At 63.3% G+C, this 20,549-nt stretch carries 16 protein-coding genes; 11 read left to right on the top strand and 5 right to left on the bottom strand.

From position 1 onward, the window contains the following. Positions 1–30 precede the first annotated feature (30 nt). The 5 genes from ACEWPL_RS12685 to ACEWPL_RS12665 all read left to right on the top strand — a co-directional run bounded on the left by ACEWPL_RS12685 (position 31) and on the right by ACEWPL_RS12665 (position 6,649). Positions 31–936, top strand: coding sequence for a LysR substrate-binding domain-containing protein (locus tag ACEWPL_RS12685; protein ID WP_393928925.1), 906 nt, complete (start codon positions 31–33; stop codon positions 934–936). Positions 937–1,041: 105 nt separating this feature from the next. Beyond that, positions 1,042–2,595: a trimethylamine methyltransferase family protein gene (locus tag ACEWPL_RS12680; RefSeq protein WP_393928923.1), complete on the top strand. Its 1,554-nt coding sequence runs from the start codon at positions 1,042–1,044 to the stop codon at positions 2,593–2,595. Between the two features lie 23 nt (positions 2,596–2,618). Beyond that, positions 2,619–5,030 (top strand): FAD-dependent oxidoreductase, encoded by a 2,412-nt coding sequence (locus tag ACEWPL_RS12675; RefSeq protein ID WP_393928921.1) that lies wholly within the window; start codon positions 2,619–2,621, stop codon positions 5,028–5,030. A 276-nt stretch (positions 5,031–5,306) separates the two neighbouring features. Continuing rightward, positions 5,307–6,296, top strand: a complete 990-nt coding sequence (locus ACEWPL_RS12670; protein WP_393928919.1) for a response regulator — start codon at positions 5,307–5,309, stop codon at positions 6,294–6,296. Beyond that, positions 6,272–6,649 carry an Hpt domain-containing protein gene (locus ACEWPL_RS12665; protein WP_420744350.1) on the top strand — a complete coding sequence of 126 codons (378 nt, stop codon included), beginning with the start codon at positions 6,272–6,274 and terminating at the stop codon, positions 6,647–6,649. The genes ACEWPL_RS12670 and ACEWPL_RS12665 overlap by 25 nt, the downstream gene beginning before the upstream one ends. Before the next feature lie 182 nt (positions 6,650–6,831). Here ACEWPL_RS12665 and ACEWPL_RS12660 read toward each other — a convergent pair whose 3' ends face one another. The 5 genes from ACEWPL_RS12660 to panB form a co-directional block, all read right to left on the bottom strand. Further along, on the bottom strand, positions 6,832–7,221 hold the full coding sequence (locus ACEWPL_RS12660) for a response regulator (RefSeq protein ID WP_393928914.1): 390 nt from the start codon (positions 7,219–7,221) through the stop codon (positions 6,832–6,834). Beyond that, the gene (locus ACEWPL_RS12655) at positions 7,218–8,882 is read right to left on the bottom strand and encodes a PAS domain-containing sensor histidine kinase (protein ID WP_393928912.1); all 1,665 of its coding nucleotides are present in this window, start codon (positions 8,880–8,882) and stop codon (positions 7,218–7,220) included. Before ACEWPL_RS12655 ends, ACEWPL_RS12660 begins: the two co-directional genes overlap by 4 nt. A 146-nt stretch (positions 8,883–9,028) precedes the next feature. Continuing rightward, positions 9,029–12,115, bottom strand: coding sequence for a CHASE domain-containing protein (locus ACEWPL_RS12650; RefSeq protein ID WP_393928910.1), 3,087 nt, complete (start codon positions 12,113–12,115; stop codon positions 9,029–9,031). Positions 12,116–12,451: 336 nt separating this feature from the next. After that, positions 12,452–13,300, bottom strand: coding sequence for a pantoate--beta-alanine ligase (panC, locus tag ACEWPL_RS12645; RefSeq protein WP_393928908.1), 849 nt, complete (start codon positions 13,298–13,300; stop codon positions 12,452–12,454). Then, complete coding sequence (gene panB / locus ACEWPL_RS12640) at positions 13,297–14,124, bottom strand: 3-methyl-2-oxobutanoate hydroxymethyltransferase (protein ID WP_393928906.1); 828 nt, start codon at positions 14,122–14,124, stop codon at positions 13,297–13,299. The genes panC and panB overlap by 4 nt, the downstream gene beginning before the upstream one ends. A 203-nt stretch (positions 14,125–14,327) precedes the next feature. Here panB and ACEWPL_RS12635 point away from each other — a divergent pair, with 203 nt between their 5' ends. The 6 genes from ACEWPL_RS12635 to ACEWPL_RS12610 all read left to right on the top strand — a co-directional run bounded on the left by ACEWPL_RS12635 (position 14,328) and on the right by ACEWPL_RS12610 (position 20,537). After that, positions 14,328–15,146, top strand: coding sequence for a hypothetical protein (locus tag ACEWPL_RS12635; RefSeq protein WP_393928904.1), 819 nt, complete (start codon positions 14,328–14,330; stop codon positions 15,144–15,146). 3 nt (positions 15,147–15,149) lie between these two features. Continuing rightward, positions 15,150–16,313: a winged helix-turn-helix domain-containing protein gene (locus tag ACEWPL_RS12630; RefSeq protein WP_393928902.1), complete on the top strand. Its 1,164-nt coding sequence runs from the start codon at positions 15,150–15,152 to the stop codon at positions 16,311–16,313. A 389-nt stretch (positions 16,314–16,702) separates the two neighbouring features. After that, a complete protein-coding gene (locus ACEWPL_RS12625; protein WP_393928900.1) occupies positions 16,703–17,794 on the top strand; it encodes an MBOAT family O-acyltransferase in 1,092 nt (363 codons plus the stop codon). A 15-nt stretch (positions 17,795–17,809) separates the two neighbouring features. Next, entirely contained in the window at positions 17,810–18,889 is a 1,080-nt protein-coding gene (locus tag ACEWPL_RS12620) for an alginate O-acetyltransferase AlgX-related protein (protein WP_393928898.1), read from the top strand. 81 nt (positions 18,890–18,970) lie between these two features. Then, a complete protein-coding gene (locus tag ACEWPL_RS12615) occupies positions 18,971–19,702 on the top strand; it encodes a glycosyltransferase family 25 protein (RefSeq protein ID WP_393928896.1) in 732 nt (243 codons plus the stop codon). After that, on the top strand, positions 19,695–20,537 hold the full coding sequence (locus ACEWPL_RS12610; RefSeq protein WP_393928894.1) for a glycosyltransferase family 2 protein: 843 nt from the start codon (positions 19,695–19,697) through the stop codon (positions 20,535–20,537). The genes ACEWPL_RS12615 and ACEWPL_RS12610 overlap by 8 nt, the downstream gene beginning before the upstream one ends. The last annotated feature ends 12 nt before the right edge of the window (positions 20,538–20,549 follow it).

The raw sequence follows: 20,549 nt of genomic DNA, 5'->3' as shown, positions 1-20,549 counted from the left end.
GCTGCTATTGCGGCATGAAGGAGTCATCACGTGAGAAAATACCCGCTGCCGACCCTATCTCAGCTTCACACGTTCGAAGCTGTCTCCCGGCGGATGAGTTTCACGGGTGCCGCCGACGAGCTCTGCCTGACCCAAAGCGCGGTCAGCCGGCAGATCAAATCGCTGGAGACGGATCTGGGCCAGCCGCTCTTCCGGCGTCGGCACCGGGCCATCGAGCTGACCCGCGAGGGGCGGCTGCTGTTCGAGGCGGTGACGCGGGGGCTGGATGAGATCGCGCAATGCATCAGCAGCCTGCGATCCGCCTCCGAGGCGCCGCAGATCACCGTCGCGGCCTCGGTCGCCTTTTCCTACTACTGGCTGATGCCCCGGCTCGAGCGGTTTGCCGAGCGCTGTCCCGAGGTCGATCTGCGCGTCCTGGCGACGGATCAGAAGGTCGATCTGGGCCAGGGGGATGCGGACGTCGCGGTGCTCTATGGCGATGGCGGCTGGGACGGGGTCGAGGCCTGGAGGCTGTTCGGCGAACATGTCTATCCGGTGTGCAGCCCCGGCTATCTGCGCGCGCACCCCGAGATGCAGAGCCCCGATGACGTCCTGAACCAGACGCTGCTCCATCTGGATGGTGGCGGTACGATCTGGGGTGCGGTGGACTGGCGCGTGTGGCTGGCCCGGCAGGGTGTCACGGGGCAACCGCAGCGCCGGGGCATCCGCCTCAACAGCTATCCGATGGTCCTGCAGGGGGCCGAGGCCGGGCGCGGCGTCGCTCTGGGCTGGAGCTATATCACTGACGCCATGCTGGAGACCGGGCAGCTGGCCTGCCCCATGGACAGGCCGATCGAGACAGCCAATAGCTATTACATTGGCGCATCCCAAAAGAGACTGTCGGACCCGGCAGTATCCGAGTTCATGCAGTGGATTATAGAGGAATGTGCAGATTAAAAGGCATTCGCATGATGCAAGGTAATGCCACGCATTCATAAAGATCGTTTGAGCGAACCGAATTTTCCAAGACTAGTGAACCTCAGCAAACGCGCGAGGTTCCCCATGACTGTCATCGCAACCAGGGCCCCCAGCCGCCGCAGCCGCGGCAAGCCGGACGCCGCCCCTGCCCTGCCGCCCATCAGCCCCGGTATGATCGGCGGGCGGTATCGCCCCCTGACCAGCCCCGAGATGGAGCGCATCCACCAGCTGGTGCTGACGCTCCTGGCCGATCTGGGCCTGTCGCAGGTCACCGCTAGCCTTCAGGCGCGCGCCGTCGCTGCGGGCTGCGAGCTGGATGAGGCTGGCCGCCTGCGCTTTCCCCGCGCCTTGGTCGAGGATGTGATCGCGCGCACGCGGCGCAAGTTCACGCTGCACGGGGTCGACCCGAAGCACGATATCGAAATCGGCGGCGGGCGGGTGCATGCGGGCACCGGGGGGGCGGCCCCAACCATCATGGATTTTCACAGCGGCAAATACCGCGAAAGCACGATGGCCGACCTTTTTGACATTGCCCGGCTGGTAGACCAGCTGGACAATATCCACTGGTATCATCGCTCCGTCGTCGCACGCGATGCGAAAACCATTCTCGATCTGGATATCAACACCACCTATGCCTGCCTCTCGGGCACGTCGAAATCCATCGCCGTCAGCTATACCGACAGCGCCAGCGTCAAGGCGGTGCAGCCAATGCTGGATGCGGTGGCCGGGGGGACCGGCAAGTTCCGCGAGCGTCCGTTTTGCACCGCAGTTTGCTGCCATGTGGTGCCGCCGATGCGCTTCGCCACCGAAAGCTGCGATGCGCTTGAGGCGGCGGTCGAGGCCGGAATGCCGATCCTTCTGGTCGCGGCCGGTCAGGCCGGGGCCACGGCCCCCGCCGCGCTGGCCGGCGCCGTCGCGCAATCCTGCGCCGAGGTGCTAGCCGGCCTGATCCTGTGCAACATCATCGACCCCGAGTGCCGGGGCATCTTCGCCACGTGGCCCTTCGTCAGCGATCTTCGCACGGGCGCAATGTCGGGCGGCTCGGGCGAGCAGGCGCTGCTGTCGGCGGCATGCGCCCAGATGGCGGGCTTTTACGACCTGCCCAATTCGGTGCCCGCCGGAATGACCGACAGCAAGCTGCCCGACATGCAGGCGGGCGGCGAAAAGGGTTATACGATTTCGCTTGCGGCGCATGCCGGGGCGTCGATGATCCATGAATGCGCAGGCATGCATGGATCGCTGATGGGCACCAATTTCGAAAGCTACGTTCTGGACAACGACCTGATCGGGGCGATCCTGCGTACCGTGCGCGGCGTCGAGGTGTCCGAAGACGCGCTGAGCTTTGACGTGATCCGCGATGTCGTACTGGGCGAGGGGCATTACCTTGGGCATCCGCAAACCTTCAGCCGGATGAAGACGGATTACCTCTACCCAAAGATCGCCGACCGGCGCAGCGTCAGCGCATGGGAGGATGCGGGCGCACGCGATGCCCGCGACGTCGCGCGTGATACGGTGCGGCCGCTGCTGGCCGAGCATTACCCCGCCCATATCCCCGACGCGGTCGACCGGCAGCTTCGGGAGAATTTCAAGATCATCCTGCCTCGGGAAAGGATGCGCGCCGGCAACGGCAGTTGGTAGACCAGGAAGAAAAGGAAAACGGGATGCAGTCTCACGCAAAGGTGGTGATCGTCGGCGGTGGCATGATGGGCGTGGGCCTGGCCTATCATTTGGCCGAGGAAGGCTGGAAGGACGTCGTGCTGATCGAGAAGGGCGAGCTGACCAGCGGCTCTACCTGGCACGCGGCGGGGCAATGCCCCAGCTTTATCAGCAACTACAACATGGCCAAGATCCACCACTATTCCAACACGCTCTACCCGCGCTTGGAGGAGATCACCGGGCAGCCCGCGGGATGGCATGGCTGCGGGGGCATCCGCCTGGCCACCACGCAAGAAGAGGTGGACTGGTTCCGGCATGTCGCCGGCTTCTCGGCCAATGTGGGCTTTCACATGGAGGTCGTCGGTCCGGACCGCATCAAGGAATTGAACCCCTGGCTTGAGACGGACGGCATTCTGGCCGGGGCCTACACCAACATGGACGGGCATGTGGACCCCTCCAGCGCCTGCAACGCCATGGCGGCCGGCGCGCGCCAGTTCGGCGCGACGATCATCCGCCGCACGCGCGTCACGGACATCAAGGTGCTGCAATCGGGCGAATTCGAAGTGGTGACCGACAAGGGCAACATCACCTGCGAGCATGTCGTCAACGCCGCCGGCTGCTATGCGCGCGAGGTCGGCAAATGGGTGGGGGTCGAGACGCCGATCACCAATATGGAGCATCAGTATCTGGTGACCGAGCCGCTGGAGGAATTCGCAGGCTCGGATTTCGAGCTGCCCGTCATGCGCGATCCCGCGACCGCGGGCTACTACCGGCAAGAGCAGAAGGCCGGGCTGGTCGGCATTTACGAACATTTCGGCAGCCGCGAGGCCTGGGCGGGCCGTGGCGGATTTCCCGAATGGGACAGCGAGAACGAGCTGTTCGAGGGCGATATCGACCGCATCGCCCCTTGGCTGGAAAAGGCACTGGAGCGGATGCCGATCTTTGCCGAGGCAGGCATCAAGCGCATCATCAACGGCGCCATCCCCCATACGCCCGATGGCAACCCGCTGGTCGGTCCCGCGCCGGGCCTGCGCAATTTCTGGCAGTGCTGCGGGGCGGCCATCGGCATCGCACAGGGTGCGGGCACAGGCAAATACCTGGCGCAGTGGATGATTCATGGCGACGCCGAGATCAACATGCACTGCATCGACCCGCGCCGCTTCGGCGCCTATGCGGACCCTAGCTACACCCGTGCCAAGAGCTTCGACGACTACGAAAACATGTTCGAAACCCCGCTGCCGGGGCGAGAGATTCATGCAGGCCGCCCCAGCCGGGTGACACCGCTTTACGAGCCGCTGAAGTCCAAGGGTGCGGTTCATACCGAGGTCTATGGCTGGGAGCGGCCCAAGTATTTCGCGCCCGAGGGGTTTGAGGAAAAGCTGCAATATCGGCGCAATAACATCTTTGACATCGTGGCAGAGGAAGTGCAGGCCGTGCGTGAGCGCGTCGGCATCATGGACCTGTCCAGCTTTGCCAAATTCGACGTGACCGGCCCGGGCGCCGAGGCGCTCTTGGACCGGCTGACCGCAAACAAGCTGCCGAAGAAGACCGGCGGCATCACCCTGACCCATGTGCTGTCGGATAATGGCCGGATCGAGGGGGAATGGACCGTCACGCGGTTTGCCGACGACCATTTCTATGTGCTGACGGGCGCGGGCACCGAGCGGATGACGCTGGATCAGCTGACCTTTCCCGCGGGCGACGATGTAACCATCGCCAACGTCACCGACGACTACGGCATGCTCGTGGTCGCAGGACCCAAGGCGCGCGATGTGCTGGCGCCGCTGACCGAGGCCAACCTCGGCAACGACGCCTTCCGCTGGCTCTCGGGGCAGGAGATCGAGATCGCGGGCATTCCCGTGCGCGCGCTGCGCGTGAACTACGTGGGCGAGCTGGGTTGGGAACTGCACGCGCCCATGGCTGATTTGGCCCGGCTCTATGACGCCATTTGCGCCGAAGGCGAGGCGCATGGCATCGCCGATTTCGGCGTGCAGGCCGTGAATTCCCTGCGCATGGAAAAGGGCTATCGCGGCTACGGTTCGGAACTGACCAACGAGATCACCCTTATCGAAGCCGACTGCACCCGCTTCTACGCGCCCGGAAAAGGCGATTTCAAAGGCCGCGCCGCGACCGAGGCCGTGCGCCAGCAGGGTATTTCCACCAAGCTGGTCTATGGCGAGGTTGCCGCCACCGATTGCGATATCTATGGCGGCGAGGCCGTGATGCAGGGCGATCGCGTCGTGGGCGTCTGCACCTCGGGCGGCTATGGGCATGCCACCGGCAAGAGCCTGGCCTTTGCCTATGTGGAGCCGGACGCAACCGATGGGCTGGAGGTGGTCATCCTTGGCGAGCGCCGGGCGCTGACCCTGCTCGACACGCCGGCGTGGGATCCGACCAATGCACGGCAAAAAATGTAGAGAAGCGAGCGGGAAAGCGCGCCGCCCTGGTTGCCGACCCGCAACCAGGACGCTCCTTGCTCAACTGCGGGCGCTTCTGGACCGAAGCGCGCCACGCGCCTGCGCGGCGTAATCGCCACGGTCTTCTCTTTCCAATCCGGCCTTGATGGCACCTCATTTACCAAGATCGCACCATTTGCGATATGTCGTCTTACTTTCGCCGCGATTCGCCGTAGGGTTGTAGGCGAACAAGCGTCGGATCAAGGCGCGCGCGAATGCAGAAATTGAGGAACAAGCATGAAAATTCTGGCGGTAGACGATGATCCCATCATCCTTGAGCTTCTCACCCAGTTCGTTGCCGCATCGGGGACCCACAAGCTGATCACTGCCGAATCTGGCAGCGAAGCGCTGGACATCATCAGGCGCGTCGGGCTGCGCCAGTTCGACTGCTTTTTGTTGGATATTCAAATGCCTGGCATGGACGGGATCGAGCTGACCCGCGCGGTGCGCGCCCTGCCCCGCTATGCCGAGGCGCCGATTCTCATGCTGACGGCCATGTCCGACAAACGCTATGTCGACGCCGCCTTCGCGGCCGGCGCGATGGATTACGTCACCAAACCCTTTGAGATGACGGAGCTGACAGGCCGCCTGACTTTGGTCGAGCGGCTGGTGGAGGCGCGCAAGACCCGCACGAACCGGATTTTCGGGCCGAAGCCCGTCGACGCCGAGACCCTGATGCTGGAGCCGCCACAGGACCTCATGCTGCACGAGCCGGTCGCGATTTTCGATGTGGAAAGCGTCATCGATTACCTCGCGATGGAGAATTACGTGGCGCAGCTGTCGCGCAGCTCTCTCTTCGGGTCGACCACCTTTGCATTCTCGATCCGCCAGATCGAGCAGCTTCACACGCGGCTGAGCGCATTCGAATTCTACAGCCTCATCACGGATGTGGCTGAAGTCATCTCCGACACCCTGACAGGCCATCAGTTCCTGATGTCCTACGCGGGAAACGGCACCTTCGTCTGCGTGACAGAGGGCGGCTGGCGCCCCGATACGGTCAAGTTGATGGACGCCGTGAACCTGTCGCTGTCGCGCACCGAGCTTTACGACAATTCGGGCAAGCGGATTCAGGCCAGGGTCAGTGCGGGCGAGGCCATTCGGCTGATATGGCAGTCCCAGGCGACCATCATGGGATCCATCGCAACCGCCCATGCCAGCGCCGAAGCGGCCAGCGTCGCGCATGAGGCGGCCCGCAATGACCTATGGCTGACCGAACACCGCGTATGAGGGAACTGGCGACAGAATTGCCCGGCTTTGCCGCGCTGCGCGCCAAGTTTCTGGCTATGCTGCAGGAGCGGCAGGGCGACGTTGCCAGCCTCGCGCTGGATGCCTGGAACACGCGCTCGGGTGCGGAGAAGGTCGAGAAGCTGGGCGAGGCGGCCCGGCTTTTGCACAAGACATCCGGCAGTGCGGGGTCCTTCGGGTTTCCAGAGGTCAGCGAGGCCGCAGCAAGCTGCGAGGCATTGATCTGCGTGCATCTCGAAGACCCTGATGTTCTGCAGACGCCCTGCCCTGCCGAGATAATCTCTGCCGCCGATGACTTCGTCTCGCTCTGCGAGACATGCTTTGAGCCGCGCTGAGCAGTTCTGACCGAGATCATTCCGGCGGCATAGCCGGCGTCAGCCTTTACAAACAGAACACGCACCACGCTCCGTTTGCGCGGCGAACCGCAGGGGCATCGCCTTTGCGATCTCTTTGCATGCACTGACCAAGCGCGGGCCGGGAGTCTCGCCGCAGTGGCGCCGCAGGCCCGGCAGTCAGGTCAGGCGCTCAGCCGCAGCCGGTGTTTTTTGAGAACGTCAATGATCTGATCGCCCAGCGACATCGGATCGAAAGGCTTGCTGATGACCGAGGCCGCGCCGAAGGCGTGAAGTTTCTCGATCTCGGCATGTTGCGCGCGGGCCGTCATGAAGATGGCCGGCACATGCGGGATGCTGGATGTCTCGCGGATCTTCTCCAGCGCTTCGCATCCGGTCATGCCGGGCATCATCATGTCCAGCAGCAGCACATCGGGACGAAACGCCTCGATCTGTCGCAGCGCCTCCTCGCCCGAAGCGCATTGCAACACGTCGAACTCACCGGACAAAGACAGGGCCAGATCGGCAATCTCACGAATGTCTGCGTCATCCTCTACATGTAAAACCTTGATCATACGTGCCTCTCTGGTGAGCTTTTCTGTGTCTGTGTGAACTGGCTGATTTCTGCAGCCTGCGCGCTGCGTGGCAGCGTGAAGTAGAACTCGGTTCCCACGCCTTCCCGCGTCTGGAACCCGATCGTGCCGCCAAGGCTGTCGATGATCGCCTTGCAGATACTGAGACCAAGTCCGGTGCCGCCCTTGGCCGCCCTGTCGGAATTGGTCATGTCGGCGAACCGCTGAAATATCTTGTGCTGGTCACTGGCGGGGATGCCTGCGCCTTCGTCCTGAACCGAAATCCGGACATGATCGGCGTTATCTTGGACGGTGAGGAATACCCGGCCGCTCTCTTCCGAGAATTTGCAGGCGTTGGATAGCAGGTTCGTCAGAACCTGGATGAACCGGTTGGGATCGGTCTGCATGAAGATCGGAGTATCCGTGCCGCTGACTTCGATGCTCACATGCGACAGCTTGTCCATCATGGCCGTTGCGCTCCGGGTTTCATTCACCAATTCGGACAGGTCCACGTCCTGAATCTCCATCGGCATTTCGCCGTTCGACATTTTCTCGAGGTCCAGGATATCGTTGATGATCAGGATCAGTCGGTCCGAATTGCGATGCGCAATCTCCAGCAGATCCCGCGCGTTCTGGGGAAGCGTGATCGCCTTGCTGGACAGCAGCAACCGCAGCGCGCCCTTGATCGAGGTCAGCGGCGAGCGGAGTTCATGGCTGACCGTCGAGACGAATTCTGATTTCCTGCGGTCCTGCTCGACCAAGTCGGAAATATCGGACAGCAGGATCAGGAAAAAATCGCTGCCTTTCGCATCATTGACCAGCTTGACACTCACATGAAGGGGAATGCCCTTGTGGGTGATCTCAAATCGCGTGGTGGTATCCGCGCTGCTTTTCAGCGATCGGCAGGCCATCGCGATAGGTTCGAACTCGCTATGGCGGCTGACGCTCTCGAGGGTTCTGTTCTGTGCCTCCTCGCCGGACCAACCCAGCCGCTGGCGCGCGGCATGGTTGGTATAGCTGAACTTCCAGTCCGAAGAATTGACGATCCAGATGTCATCACGCAGTGCGTTCAGAACCTCCATCGTCTCATGCTCGGCAAGGAGTTGCTTGACGCCCGTGGTATCCGTGCGCACCGAGATCGAACCGGTCCACTCGCCCGTCACGTCCGACAGCGGCAGGATCGTCGTCTGGGTATAGATGGTGTGGCCGTCTGCATGTTGCAGAGGCGTCTCGCCATGCCAAGGCTGCCCGGTTTGCAAACGCTCGCGAATACGGATCGCCAGTGCCTCCTCCGCCTTCGGGTAAAGGGTGCTGACCGGCTTGCCCAGCAGCGCCTGGCGCGAATGCCCCGTGAGGGCCGTCATCAGATCGTTCACGCTGGACAGGTTGCCATTCTGATCGACGGTGCTGACAACCGAATGCGCGTCAAGCGCGCGCAGCCGTTGCTGCATCGGCACGACCACCTTGCGCATTTGCCGCCGATGCCATGCGCCGAAAAAGGCCAGCGGGCCGGCGGCTGCGATGGTCACGGCGCCGATCGCACCAATCAGATTTGCGGACGACGACGGAAAGCTGCTGGCGGCGACCGCGTAGAACAGGAATGCCAGGCTCATCGCGCCAAGGATGATCAGCGTGCCCTGAACTCTGAAATTAAGCGATGACACGTGATCAGCTCCGCACAATATTCTCAACCGCTGCCGCAGGGCAGCACGTCAACTATATATCAAATCCATTTCTGAATGAATGCTGGAGCATGCTGGCAGAATTGTGTCGGGAAGCGTGCAAATTCGTGAGGTCCCCTGACCACCTCTCAGGACGCCCGCGTCAGACAGTGCCTGACGGACGTGACGATTGAGCGCAGTTCGGACCTGCTCTTGATCAGATCGACCAGCAGCCTCGGATCCCTTGCCCGATCCTCGTCCGCCGACAACCCGATCAACCGCGCATTGGGTTGCCGTTCCGCCAGCTCGTCCAGAAAGCGGCGCGCATCATCGCCGGGCAAGGTGCAGTCGAGGATGACGGCGTCCAGTTCAGTGGTTTGGGAAATCCGTGCCGCCTCGCACAGCGTCGGCGCGTGAATGACCTTGGCCACCGGCGCCAGCGCCGACGCGATCACCTCGGCGAAATCCTTGTCCTTCTCGAAATGCAGCACCGACATCTGACCCGGCCGGGATTTGGAGAAGGGCACGATGCTGGCCTCGTCCTGTTGCGCGCCAGTCTGCTCATGTGGCTTGGACAGCGGGCAGGTGAACCAGAATACAGTGACGCCGTTGTGAACGCTCTCAAACCCGATGTCGCCCGAATGGCGCATCATGATCCTCTTGGAGATGTTCAGCCCCAGACCGGTGCCGCCGATGGCGCGCGTATCCGAGCTGTCGGCCTGTGAAAAGGCCTCGAAGATCTTCGGGCGGAAACTTTCGGACACGCCGGGGCCGTAATTCTGGACATAGACGATCGCGCGGTCATCAATGCGCTCGGCCTTGATCAGAATGTCGGTGTCTTGCGACGAATACTTGCAGGCATTGGAAATCAGGTTGGCCAGAACCTGCTTGATCCGGCTGGCATCGGCATGCACGCAGAGCGGCGTATCAGGCAATTCCAGCGCCAGCCGATTGGCGTGAGATTGCGCAAACGGCTCAAGCTCTTCGGCGGCCGCGCTGACGATCGCCGCCAGATCGACGGCCTCGAAATTGAACGAAACATCGCCCGAGGAGATTTTCTCGAGATCGAGGATATCGTTCACGATGCGCGACAGCCGGTCGGTGTTCGAGCGCGCGATTTCGATCAGACGCTCGGTCTTTTTCGGCAGCGATGCATCGGCCGTGCCCTTCAGCAACTCCAGTGCACCCTTGATCGAGGTCAGGGGCGTGCGCAGTTCGTGACTGACCGTCGCGACGAATTCGCTCTTGATCTGGTCCAGCCTCTTCTGGTCGGTGATGTCGTTGATCTGCGTGATGTAGAAATGCTCGTCCGTGTTCCGATCATAGGTCCAGGAGATGTTGAAGAGGCCCCAGCGTATCTCGCCGCCCGAATGCACCACCCGGTGTTCGGCCGAGTAGGTCTGCCGCGAGGGATCAGCCATCATCGCGGAAACGCCCTTGTAGACTTCCTTGATGTCCTCGGGCGGCATCAGGTCCGCCAGCCGCACCTCTTTCAAGATCCGTTCTTCGGAGATGCCGCAAAGCGTGCAGAAGGCGTTGTTGATGGTGATGAACTGGCCCTTGCTGTCGACCAGCGCCATGCCAACCGGGGCGGCGGCCAGCACCTGCCGGAAACGCTGCTCGCTCACTTCCAGGGCGTTGCGCGCCTGCGCGAGTTGGGTCACGTCCCACTGGATGCCAATCATGCGAACGGCGGCGCCGTCAGCCGCGCGCTCGACGATGGACGCTTCGGAACTTATCCACCGCCACTCGTCCTGACTATATTTCAGTCGGTATTCGATGACGGCCCGATCCTGGCGGCCCTCCAGGCAATCTTTTTCGATCTGCCGCAGCGCTGCAAGATCGTCGGGGTGAACCCGCGCGTAGAGCATCGATTCCGCGTCAACCTCTGTTGTGTCGCCGCTGTCTTCGCCGACCCCCATGTTGCGCAGCCAAGTGCCGGCCACCTTCATTTTGCCGGTGATCAGATTGTAGTCGAACACGCCGATCCGGGCCGCCTCAAGCGACATATCATAGAGCTTCTTTGTCCGTTTCAACTCGGACTGCGCCTCGATCTGGGTCGTCACATCGCGAACAATCGCCGTAACACGGGCCAGTCCGTCTGCGGTCTCCCAATTGTTTCGCTGCAAATCCAGATAGAGTGTCCGACCGTTTCGCGCATAGCCGTGGGCGTTGTAGGGCTGCTGCGAAATATCCTCCTCGTTTTCCTTAATAATGTCCGAGAATTTCAGGCCCGCCAGGCTCGTCTTATTGTATCCCAGCATCATCTGGGCCGCGCGGTTGGAAAAGAGGATGTGATCGTTCTTGTCCATGACGAAAACGGCGGTCACGTCATTCTCGACGATTGCGTGATTTTCGCGCTCCCGCGTCTCGATCTGGCGGGCGCGCAGATCCGCAACCGCCAAAAGCGCCTCGCTGCGCCGACTGATCGCACGAAAGAGGAAGAGCAGCAGCGCCGTGATCAGGATCCCGCCAAGCAGGGTGATCAGCGGCTGAGAGCTTTCGAAAGCGCGATCAAATCGGGTGGTGCTGGTAAAGACCATCGTCCAAGGACGGCCGAATTGCATGATGGTGTACGTCGCCTCATGAGCACCGACCAGATCATCACTCACCGCATTTTCGAAGATCAGCTTGTCCGGGGCGGCCTGCCTCCCATCGAACAGCTGGAACGAATAGCTTTCGCCCAGGCTGGGGGTGAGATCTGACAACAGGTTCTTTGCTATGAATGGCGCATAGACCCAGCCGACAAAGTCGCCTCGCCCCATCGGCAGCGTTGCCGAAGGGCCGACTGTCCTTTTGTAATAGGGGACCATCAGAAGAAAGCCGGCCTGCTCTTTTTCGTGCTGCACCAGTGAGATGGGCGGCGTCAGCTGGACCTCGCCCGTCTCGCGGGCCCGCTCCAGAATGGCTCTACGCTCTGACTCGAATGTCACATCGAGGCCCAGCGCACTCCGGTTTGCCCCTACCGGATAGATGTATTTCACGAAGTAATGTGTTTGTGCATCCGTCAGTTTCTTGAACCTGTACCCAGGTTGGCCGTCCCTGCGGGTCTCTTCCAGATAAGCCTCGAGATCGCTGTGCTCCACCTGCTCGACGAAGCCGATGCCACTTACGCCCGGCAGGAATTCCTCGATCCGAAGATGGCGCACATAATCATCGAATTCCGAGCGCGTCACGCTTCGCGACGCGCGAAAGAATGCCGCAGTACCTTGAAGCGATTGAAGATATGTGTCCATTCGAGTCTGAAGAACCTCGATGCCGTCCTCGCTCAGGCGCTGAAATTCGCCCTCGGCCGCCCGATATTTGGACGACACACTCGCTGCAAATGTTATCGCCGTGACAAGCATGCAAACGCATGTGAAAATCACTTCGGCCCGGCCCGGCAACTTCATAGGCGTCATATTCTTCCGTATTCTGCGCCGGTCGTTCTGGCAGGTCTGCCTTGTCTCCACAAGTGTCGCCGCGGCGCGCTCGGGCCAATTCATATCTACCTTAAGTTGCGCGCGAAAAGAAATCTACCGTCTTGATGCCCTTGTGCGCACGGCACCTCGAAGCGACCCGCAATGAGCCCCTTACGCCTCGACGGCGATGTTGTCGATCAGGCGCACGCCCGCCAGCCAGGCGGCGGCAAAAAGGCGTGCGGGCCGGGTCGGCGCCTCGAGCAGCGACAGATCATCATTCGCACGCATCTCGAGATAGTCGACCGAGGTGAACCCCGCCTGCTCAAGGCTGCGGATCGCGGCGCTCTGCGCGGCTGCGAAATCACCGCCTTCGCTGATGGTGCGGGCAAGGGCCTGCATCTGGTCGGGTAGCGCGGGCGCGATGGTGCGGGCACGGTCCGACAAGAGAAGGTTGCGCGAGGACATGGCCAGCCCGTCGATTTCGCGGATAGTGGGGCAGCCCTGCACCCTGATCGGGATGTCCAGATCGCGGGCCATGCGACGCACGACCTGAAGCTGTTGAAAATCCTTTTCGCCAAAGAAGGCGTCGGTGGCGCTGGTCTGGGCAAAAAGCTTGGCAACAACCGTGGCCACGCCTTCGAAATGGCCGGGGCGGTGGATGCCGTCCATCACATCCGTCAGACCGGCGACCGAAACTGTGGTGGCAAAGCCCTCGGGATACATCTGATCGCCGTCCGGCACGTAGATGGCGTCGATGCCGAACCGCGCCAGTTTGGCCGCGTCGCTGGTCTCGGTTCGCGGATAGCTCGCCAGATCCTCGGGCGTGCTGAACTGGCGCGGGTTGACGAAGATCGTCACGATCACGCGGGTCGCGGTTGCCTTGGCTACGGCGACCAGCGACAGGTGCCCGTCATGCAGCGCGCCCATCGTGGGCACGACGCCGATTGTCTCGCCCGCAAGGCGCCAAGGGCGCGTGGCCGCCCGCAGATCGGCCAGGCTTCGCAAGATCGGCGCGGTCATGTCGAGGGCGTCTCATCGCCAAAGAGATGTTCGGAGGCCGGGAATTTCCGCGCCCGCACGTCGGCGGCATAGGCGGCGATGGCGGCCTCGCCATCCTCGCCCAAGGCTGCGTACCGCTTGACGAATTTCGGCTTGAACGCGGTAAAGAGGCCCAGCATGTCATCGACGACCAGCACCTGACCATCGCAGCCGGCCGAGGCGCCGATGCCAATGGTGGGAATGGCGATATCGGCGGTGATCCTGTCGGCGAGACCTGCAGGCACCTTCTCGATCACGACGGCAAAGGCGCCCGCCTCGGCCACCGCGCGGGCGTCTTCGCTGAGAACGCGCGCGCCATGGCCGCGCCCCTGCACCTTGTAGCCGCCCAGCGTGCCCACCGACTGGGGCGTCAGACCGATATGGGCCATCACCGGCACGCCGCGCGCCGTAAGGAACGCGATGGTTTCGACCATATGCGCGCCGCCCTCCAGCTTGACCGCGGCAGCGCCCGTCTCGCGCATCAGACGCACGGCATTGCGCATCGCTTGGCGCGGGTCTTCCTCATAGCTGCCGAAGGGCATGTCGATAACCATCATCGCCTTGTCCAGCCCGCGCGCGACGGCCTGCCCGTGCAGGATCATCATCTCCATCGTCACGCCGGTGGTCGAGGTGAGGCCATGCAGCACCATGCCGACGCTGTCGCCGACCAAGACGAAATCGCAATGGGCATCCATCATGCGCGCCATCGGCGTCGTGTAGGCCGTCAGGCTGACGATGGGCGTGCGGCCCTTCATGGCGCGGATATCCGCAGGAAGCGGGGCGGTCTTGCGGGCGGTGGCGCTCATCGGCGTACCTCGAAACTACTGCGTCGCCGAAATGCCTAGCAAGGACAGCGGGGAAGTTCCACCGCTCTCTTCAGCACAGTCAAGGCGGCGATCCGCCGGTCCGCTTGCAGATGCGCAGCAAATCTCTAGAGGTGGCACGAGCGTGCGATGCCACCTATATTGCAAGGGCGGGCATAAGGCGTGCGCGCCAAGGGGGGCCCGATTTGAGGCAGATATCAGCCAAGTTCATCGCGATCGCCTTTCTGGCGATGTCCTGCGCAGGCGTCTCTGCGCCCGCTGCCGTGGCCGCGCAAGAGGCCGGCCAGGCGGCGCAATCCGTCAGCCGGGGCGATTTGATCCAGCTTCTGGGGCGGCTCCACGAGGATGGGGAGGTGCGCCGTGATCTGGCTGCGCTCGGCTTTGCCGGGGAAAAGCTGGACCTTGCCACGCAGCACGCCGCGGACATGCTGCGCGATCCGGTGATCGCGGGCTATATCGCCGACCGCGTTCTGGCCGTGCGCGACGGTGCCGCGGTGCCGGTAACCCGTGCCCAAGGGCTGCTTTGGAGCGTGATCGACGAGGGGCTCGGCCACCTGCCGCTGCGCGATCTGCGCTATTACTATCTGGTCGAGCAGGCCGTTCTGGGCGCCATGCCGGTGAACATTTGCGGGCGCGCCGTGCGCGGTGATCTGCCGCCCTATCGCATGGCCGAGGCGACCGCCCGCGCGGCGGCGCGCCTCAATGTCGAGGGGCTGCGCAATTATTACCGCATCCAGTTGCGCGCGGCGCAGCTGGGCGCGCAGCGCGGCGCGCCTGTCCTGCCGCCCAAGCGTGCGGCGCAGGCCGAGGCCGCGATTTTCGGCGTCGTCACCCGCACTATTGCGACGCGCGAGGATGCGCCCCGCGTCATGGCCAGCTTTGCCAATCTGGACCGGGCCAGCAACCGTGACGCCTGCCTTGCGGGCCGGGTGTTCATCCATGCGGTTCTGACGCTTGAGGGGCGCGAGTTGCATGATGCGCTGATACAGCTGAGCACGCCCTGATCCGTGGGCGCGGCGCGGGTTCTGGACAACCGGACGGCGCGGCATCTGTGGCTGCACGCGCATGGGCTTGGCATTTCAGGCACCGGGCGCCCGGACGTGATGGCGCTGATCCGGCAGATCGGCTTTTTGCAGATCGACACGATCCGCAACGTGACGCGCGCGCATAATCACATCCTCTGGTCGCGCAATCCCAATTACCGCGAGGGGATGCTGTGGCCCCTCTTGGGGCGTGACCTGTTCGAGCACTTCACCCATGACGCCTCGCTGATCCCGATGGAGGTCCTGCCCCATTGGCAGCGCCAATTCGCGCGGCTGGGCGCCAAGGCGGCGCAGGCCGAGTGGTTTCAATCCGGCCTCGCCCGCGCCGAGATCGCCGCCATCCGGCACCGGATCGAGGCCGAGGGACCGCTCTCGACCCATGCGTTCGACACCAAGGCCGAGAGCCGCGAGATGTGGGCACGGCCGCCGCACAAGAAGGCGCTGGAACAGATGTGGTATGCGGGCGATTTGGCGACGGCCAAGCGCGAGAATTTCGTAAAGTTCTACGATCTGGGCCACCGCGTCTTTCCCTCGCACCTGTTGGAAGGGCCGGAGGACACGGATGCCATCGACGGGCTTTGCGACATAGCGCTGGACCGGCTGGGTTTTGCCACCTGCGGCGAGGTGCAACGCTTTTGGGCGGCGATGAGCGCGGAGGAGGCGCGCGGCTGGGCCGCACGGCGGCAGCCGGATGAGGTGCAGGTGATCGGCGCGGATGGCATGGCGCGCGCCGCCTATGCCGCGCCGGATCTGGACGCTCGGCTGGCCGAGCTCGCCCCGCCCACCGGGCGGCTGCGCATCCTCAACCCCTTCGATCCGGCCGTACGCGACCGGGCGCGGCTGGCCCGTCTTTTCGGCTTTGAATACGTGAATGAGATGTTCGTGCCCGCCGATCAGCGCCGCTGGGGCTACTATGTCTATCCCCTGCTTGAGGGCGACCGCTTTGTTGGACGGGCCGAACTGAAGGCCGACCGCGCCGCTGGCTGGTTGCGCGTCACCGGACTCTGGCCCGAGCCGGGCACGCGCTGGGGCGCGCCGCGCACCCAGCGCCTTGAGGCCGAGCTGGCGCGACTGGCCCGCATGACCGGCACGCGTGATGTTCAGTGGCAGGTGCGCCCGACCCGATAGCACATGGCTGGCATTCGCCGACCATAGGCAATATGGACTGGAGCGATTCAATCCCGAGTGACGCCCACCCGTGCTTTTCAGTTCTCCCCAGTTCGTCTTTGCGTTCCTGCCTCTCAGCCTATTGGGCTATTTCGCGATCGCGCGGATCGCCGGCGGGCGGGCCAGCCTCGGCTGGCTGGTGCTCTGCTCGCTCTTTTTCTATGGCTATTGGCGGCTTGAGTACCTGCCGCTGCTGATCGGCTCGATCCTTGGGAATTATGTCATCGCCGCAGCAATCCAGGCGCGCCAAGGCATGGGCCGGGCGGGCTTCCCGCTTGTGATGCTGGGGCATCGCGGCCAATCTCGGGCTGCTTGGATACTTCAAATATTTTGGCTTCTTCATCGAGACAGTGAACACCGTTGCAGGCACGGGCATGGAGGTGCCCCGCCTCCTGTTGCCCCTGGCCATTTCCTTCTTCACGTTCCAGCAGATCACCTACCTCGTGGACAGCTATAAGGGGCAGGCCGCGCGCGGCAGCTTGCTGAATTACGCAGTTTTCGTCACCTTCTTTCCTCAGCTCATTGCCGGACCCATCGTCCACCACAAGGAAATGATGCCCCAGTTTGCGCGGGCTGCGTTGCTGCGGCTGCGCTCGAAAAACCTGCTGGCAGGGTTGATCATTTTCGGCCTCGGCCTCTTCAAGAAGATCGGGATCGCCGACACGTTCGCCGTCTATGCCGATGCGGGCTATGCCGATCACACCCAGCTGACGATTCTGGATGCGTGGATCACGACCTTTTCCTACACCTTCCAGCTTTATTTCGATTTCAGCGGCTATAGCGACATGGCCATCGGCGCCGCGCGCATGTTCGGCATCCGCCTGCCGCTGAACTTCCTGTCGCCTTACAAGGCGACCTCGATCCAGGATTTCTGGCGGCGCTGGCACATCACGCTGTCGCGCTTTTTGCGCGATTACCTCTACATCCCGCTTGGCGGCAGCCGCCGCCGCGAGGGCCGCGTGGCGGCCAACCTGATGGTCACCTTCCTGCTCGGCGGGCTGTGGCACGGGGCGGGCTGGACCTTTCTGATATGGGGCGCGATCCACGGCGCGGGTCTGGTCATCGGACGCATGTGCAGCCGCGCCGGACTGCGCCTGCCGCGCATTCTGGCATGGCTGCTGACCTTTGCGGTGGTGCATCTGGCGTGGGTGTTCTTCCGGGCCGAAGATGTGGCGCAGGCGCTCGATATCCTCTCCACGATGTTCGGCCTCAATCCGGCCGCTATGGAGGGGCCGCGCCATGTCGTGATCACCGGGGCCAGCACGGCGGGCAAATACCTGGCTCTGGCGCTGATCGGGGTTCTGGTCTTGCCCAATACCTATCAGTTCACGCGCGACATCCGCCCGCTTTACAAGACGCTGGTCGGCGCTGCGCTTTTCGGCGCGGGCTGCATCATGATGCTGGTATCGCGCAGCGAAGTCTTTCTCTACTTCAACTTCTGACGGGAGCCCCCAGCCATGTATAGCGCCCGCCTGACCGTTTTTGCCGCCGTCGCTGCCGTGATCCTCATGGCCTTGCCTGCGGCCAATATTGCGTCGCGCGCCACTGTCGGCGGCGCGCTCATTCCGCAGGATCTACGCGATCTGTGGTCGCTCGACCGGATCGAGGGGAACCTCAGCTATCTCGCAATGACGCGGCTCCAACGTTCGCTCTTTCCGGACCGCGTGCAGATCGGGCGCGAGGGGTATCTCTTTCTCGGCAACGAAGGCAATCGGGTGATGGCCAAGACGGCGGGCACCTGGCCGGTCCCGGGCGGGCTGATCGAGGCGCAGGCGAGTGCGCTGGCGCGGCTGCAATCGCGCGTCACCGACACTGGCGCGCAATTCACCGCCGTGATCGCGCCCAACAAGCATTCGATATACCCCGAGATGCTGCCCGAGGGCACCCTGCCCGCGCCGCACACCGTTACCGACGATCTGATCGAAGCCGCCGCCGCCAAAGGGGTGCCGGTGCTGGATTTGCGCCCAGTCTTGCGCCGCGCCAAGGACAGGGTACAGGCCTATCTGACGACCGACACCCACTGGACACATGCCGGAGGGGCGGCCGGGTATGACGCGGTCATGGCGCGCCTCGGGGCAGAGGTGGTTTCCTATGATCTGGAGCCTGTCGCCGCGTCCGCGGGCGATCTTACGCATCTGTTGAAGATGCAGAACCTCTACCCGCCGAAGATCGAGCAGGACTACCGCATTGACCTGAGCACGAAACCCGCCACATGTGTCGCGGAAATCAGCCTCATTTCCGGCGACGAGACCGCCTGCGCACCCGTGCAGAATGGCGGGCTGACGCTGATGGACAAGGTCATGCGCGTCACACGCGCCCCGGATGCGCCAAATCCGCAAACCGTGCTGATGCTCTGCGACAGTTTCTGCATCGCTCCGTCCACACTTTACAACGCCAGCTTTGCCGAGGCCTATTACATACACTGGAAGTTCATCGACGACCGCGCGCTTGGGCGGTATCTGCAGCGGCTCTCGCCCGATATCGTGATCCTGCAGATGGTCGAACGGGACTCGCTGTCGCTGGGTCTTGGCCAGTAAGGCGCGCGCATTTCAGGGTGGATTTGCGCGGCCAAGTCTGGCACCAGCCTTGACCAGCCCCCTTGCCTAGCGAGCGTCGACTTGGATCTGGATTGCTTCATCATTCATCTGGCCCGCGCCAAGGAGCGTGCGGCGCAGGTCGCCGCGACGCAGGCCGCGCTACCGCTGCGCTGCCACGTAATGCCCGCAACGGACGGGCAGAGTATGTCCGGGGCCGAGACGCGCGCCTACACCCCCCGCGCGCTGAAACCGCGCTATCCTTTTGCCCTGCGCCCCTCCGAGGTGGCGACATTTCACAGCCACCGCGCCTGCTGGCAGCGGATCGTGGACGAGGATATGGCTGCCGCGCTGATCCTTGAGGATGATCTCGAGATTGATACCGGAGTCTTCCTTCCAGCGCTGGCGCTGGCGATGGCCCATTGCGAGGATGGCGATTTCGTCCGTTTCCCTATTAAACGGCGCGAAGATGCGGGCGAGGATATCGCGACGGACAAGACCATCCGTCTCAGTCGTCACGATGCGGTAGCGCTGGGAATGGTGGCGCAGCTTGTTACGAAAGGCGCGGCGCGCGCATTGCTGGCCGCGACGCAAAGGTTTGACCGCCCCGTGGATACGTTCCTGCAGATGACATGGGTGCACGGCGTGCGCGTTCTGACGGTCTGGCCCACCGGGATCAGGGAGGTCTCGGCGCAGCTCGGCGGCAGTCTCATCAGCCGCAAGGAGGGCGTCTGGCCCAAACTGCGCCGCGAGGTACTGCGCCCGGTCTATCGCCGCCGCATCGCCGCCATGGCACGAAAGCACCCGAATGGCTGATCCCGCCGTCACCATCGTCACCGTCGCCTACAACAGCGCGGCGGTCCTGCCGCGAATGCTGGGCTCGGTGCCAGAGGGCACGCCCGTCATCGTCGTGGACAATGCCTCGCGCGATGTTGCAAAGCTGCGGGCTTTGGCCACCGAGAACGTCACGCTGATCGAAAACGCGGCGAATGAGGGCTTTGGCCGCGCCTGCAATATCGGCGCGGCGGCGGCCCGGACCGAGTTCGTGCTGTTCCTCAACCCCGACACGATGCTCATGCCCGGCGCGCTCGACGCTCTGGTCGCGGCCGCGCGGGCGTATCCCGACACATCCGCGTTCAACCCCATGATCCTAGACGAGGATGGCCACCCCCAGATCAAGCGCCGCAGCGATCTGGTCTCGCGTAGCCAGTGGCTCCCCAAGGGCACGCCCGACGGCGATGCCGTCCTGCCCGTGCTTTCGGGGGCCGCGCTGATGGTGCAAAAGGCGGGTTTCGACAGTATCGGTGGCTTCGATCCCGCCATCTTCCTCTTTTTCGAGGATGACGATCTGAGCGTGCGCCTGGCGCAAAGCTGCGGCCCCCTGATGCTGGCCTCCCGCGCCGAGGTGCGCCATGTCGGCGGCGCCTCGTCACAGCCCAGCCGCGAGGGTGAGCGGATCAAGAATTCCAGCTGGGGCTGGGCGCAGATATATGCGGTGCGCAAGCATCGGGGCCTCGCCGCCTGCGCTGCGCCTTTTGGCAAGTCTCTGCTCCGCGCCCTGTCGCCCGCCACGCTGCTATCGCCCGCGCGGCGGCGCAAATATGCGGCGCGCCTGTCGGGGATGACGCGGGCGCTGCTCGGGTCTCGCTGATCCGGCGAAAGG

This window comes from Roseovarius roseus (genome assembly GCF_043355935.2).
GTDB lineage: Bacteria > Pseudomonadota > Alphaproteobacteria > Rhodobacterales > Rhodobacteraceae > Roseovarius > Roseovarius roseus.
This window is presented reverse-complemented; position numbering and strand designations above follow the sequence as displayed.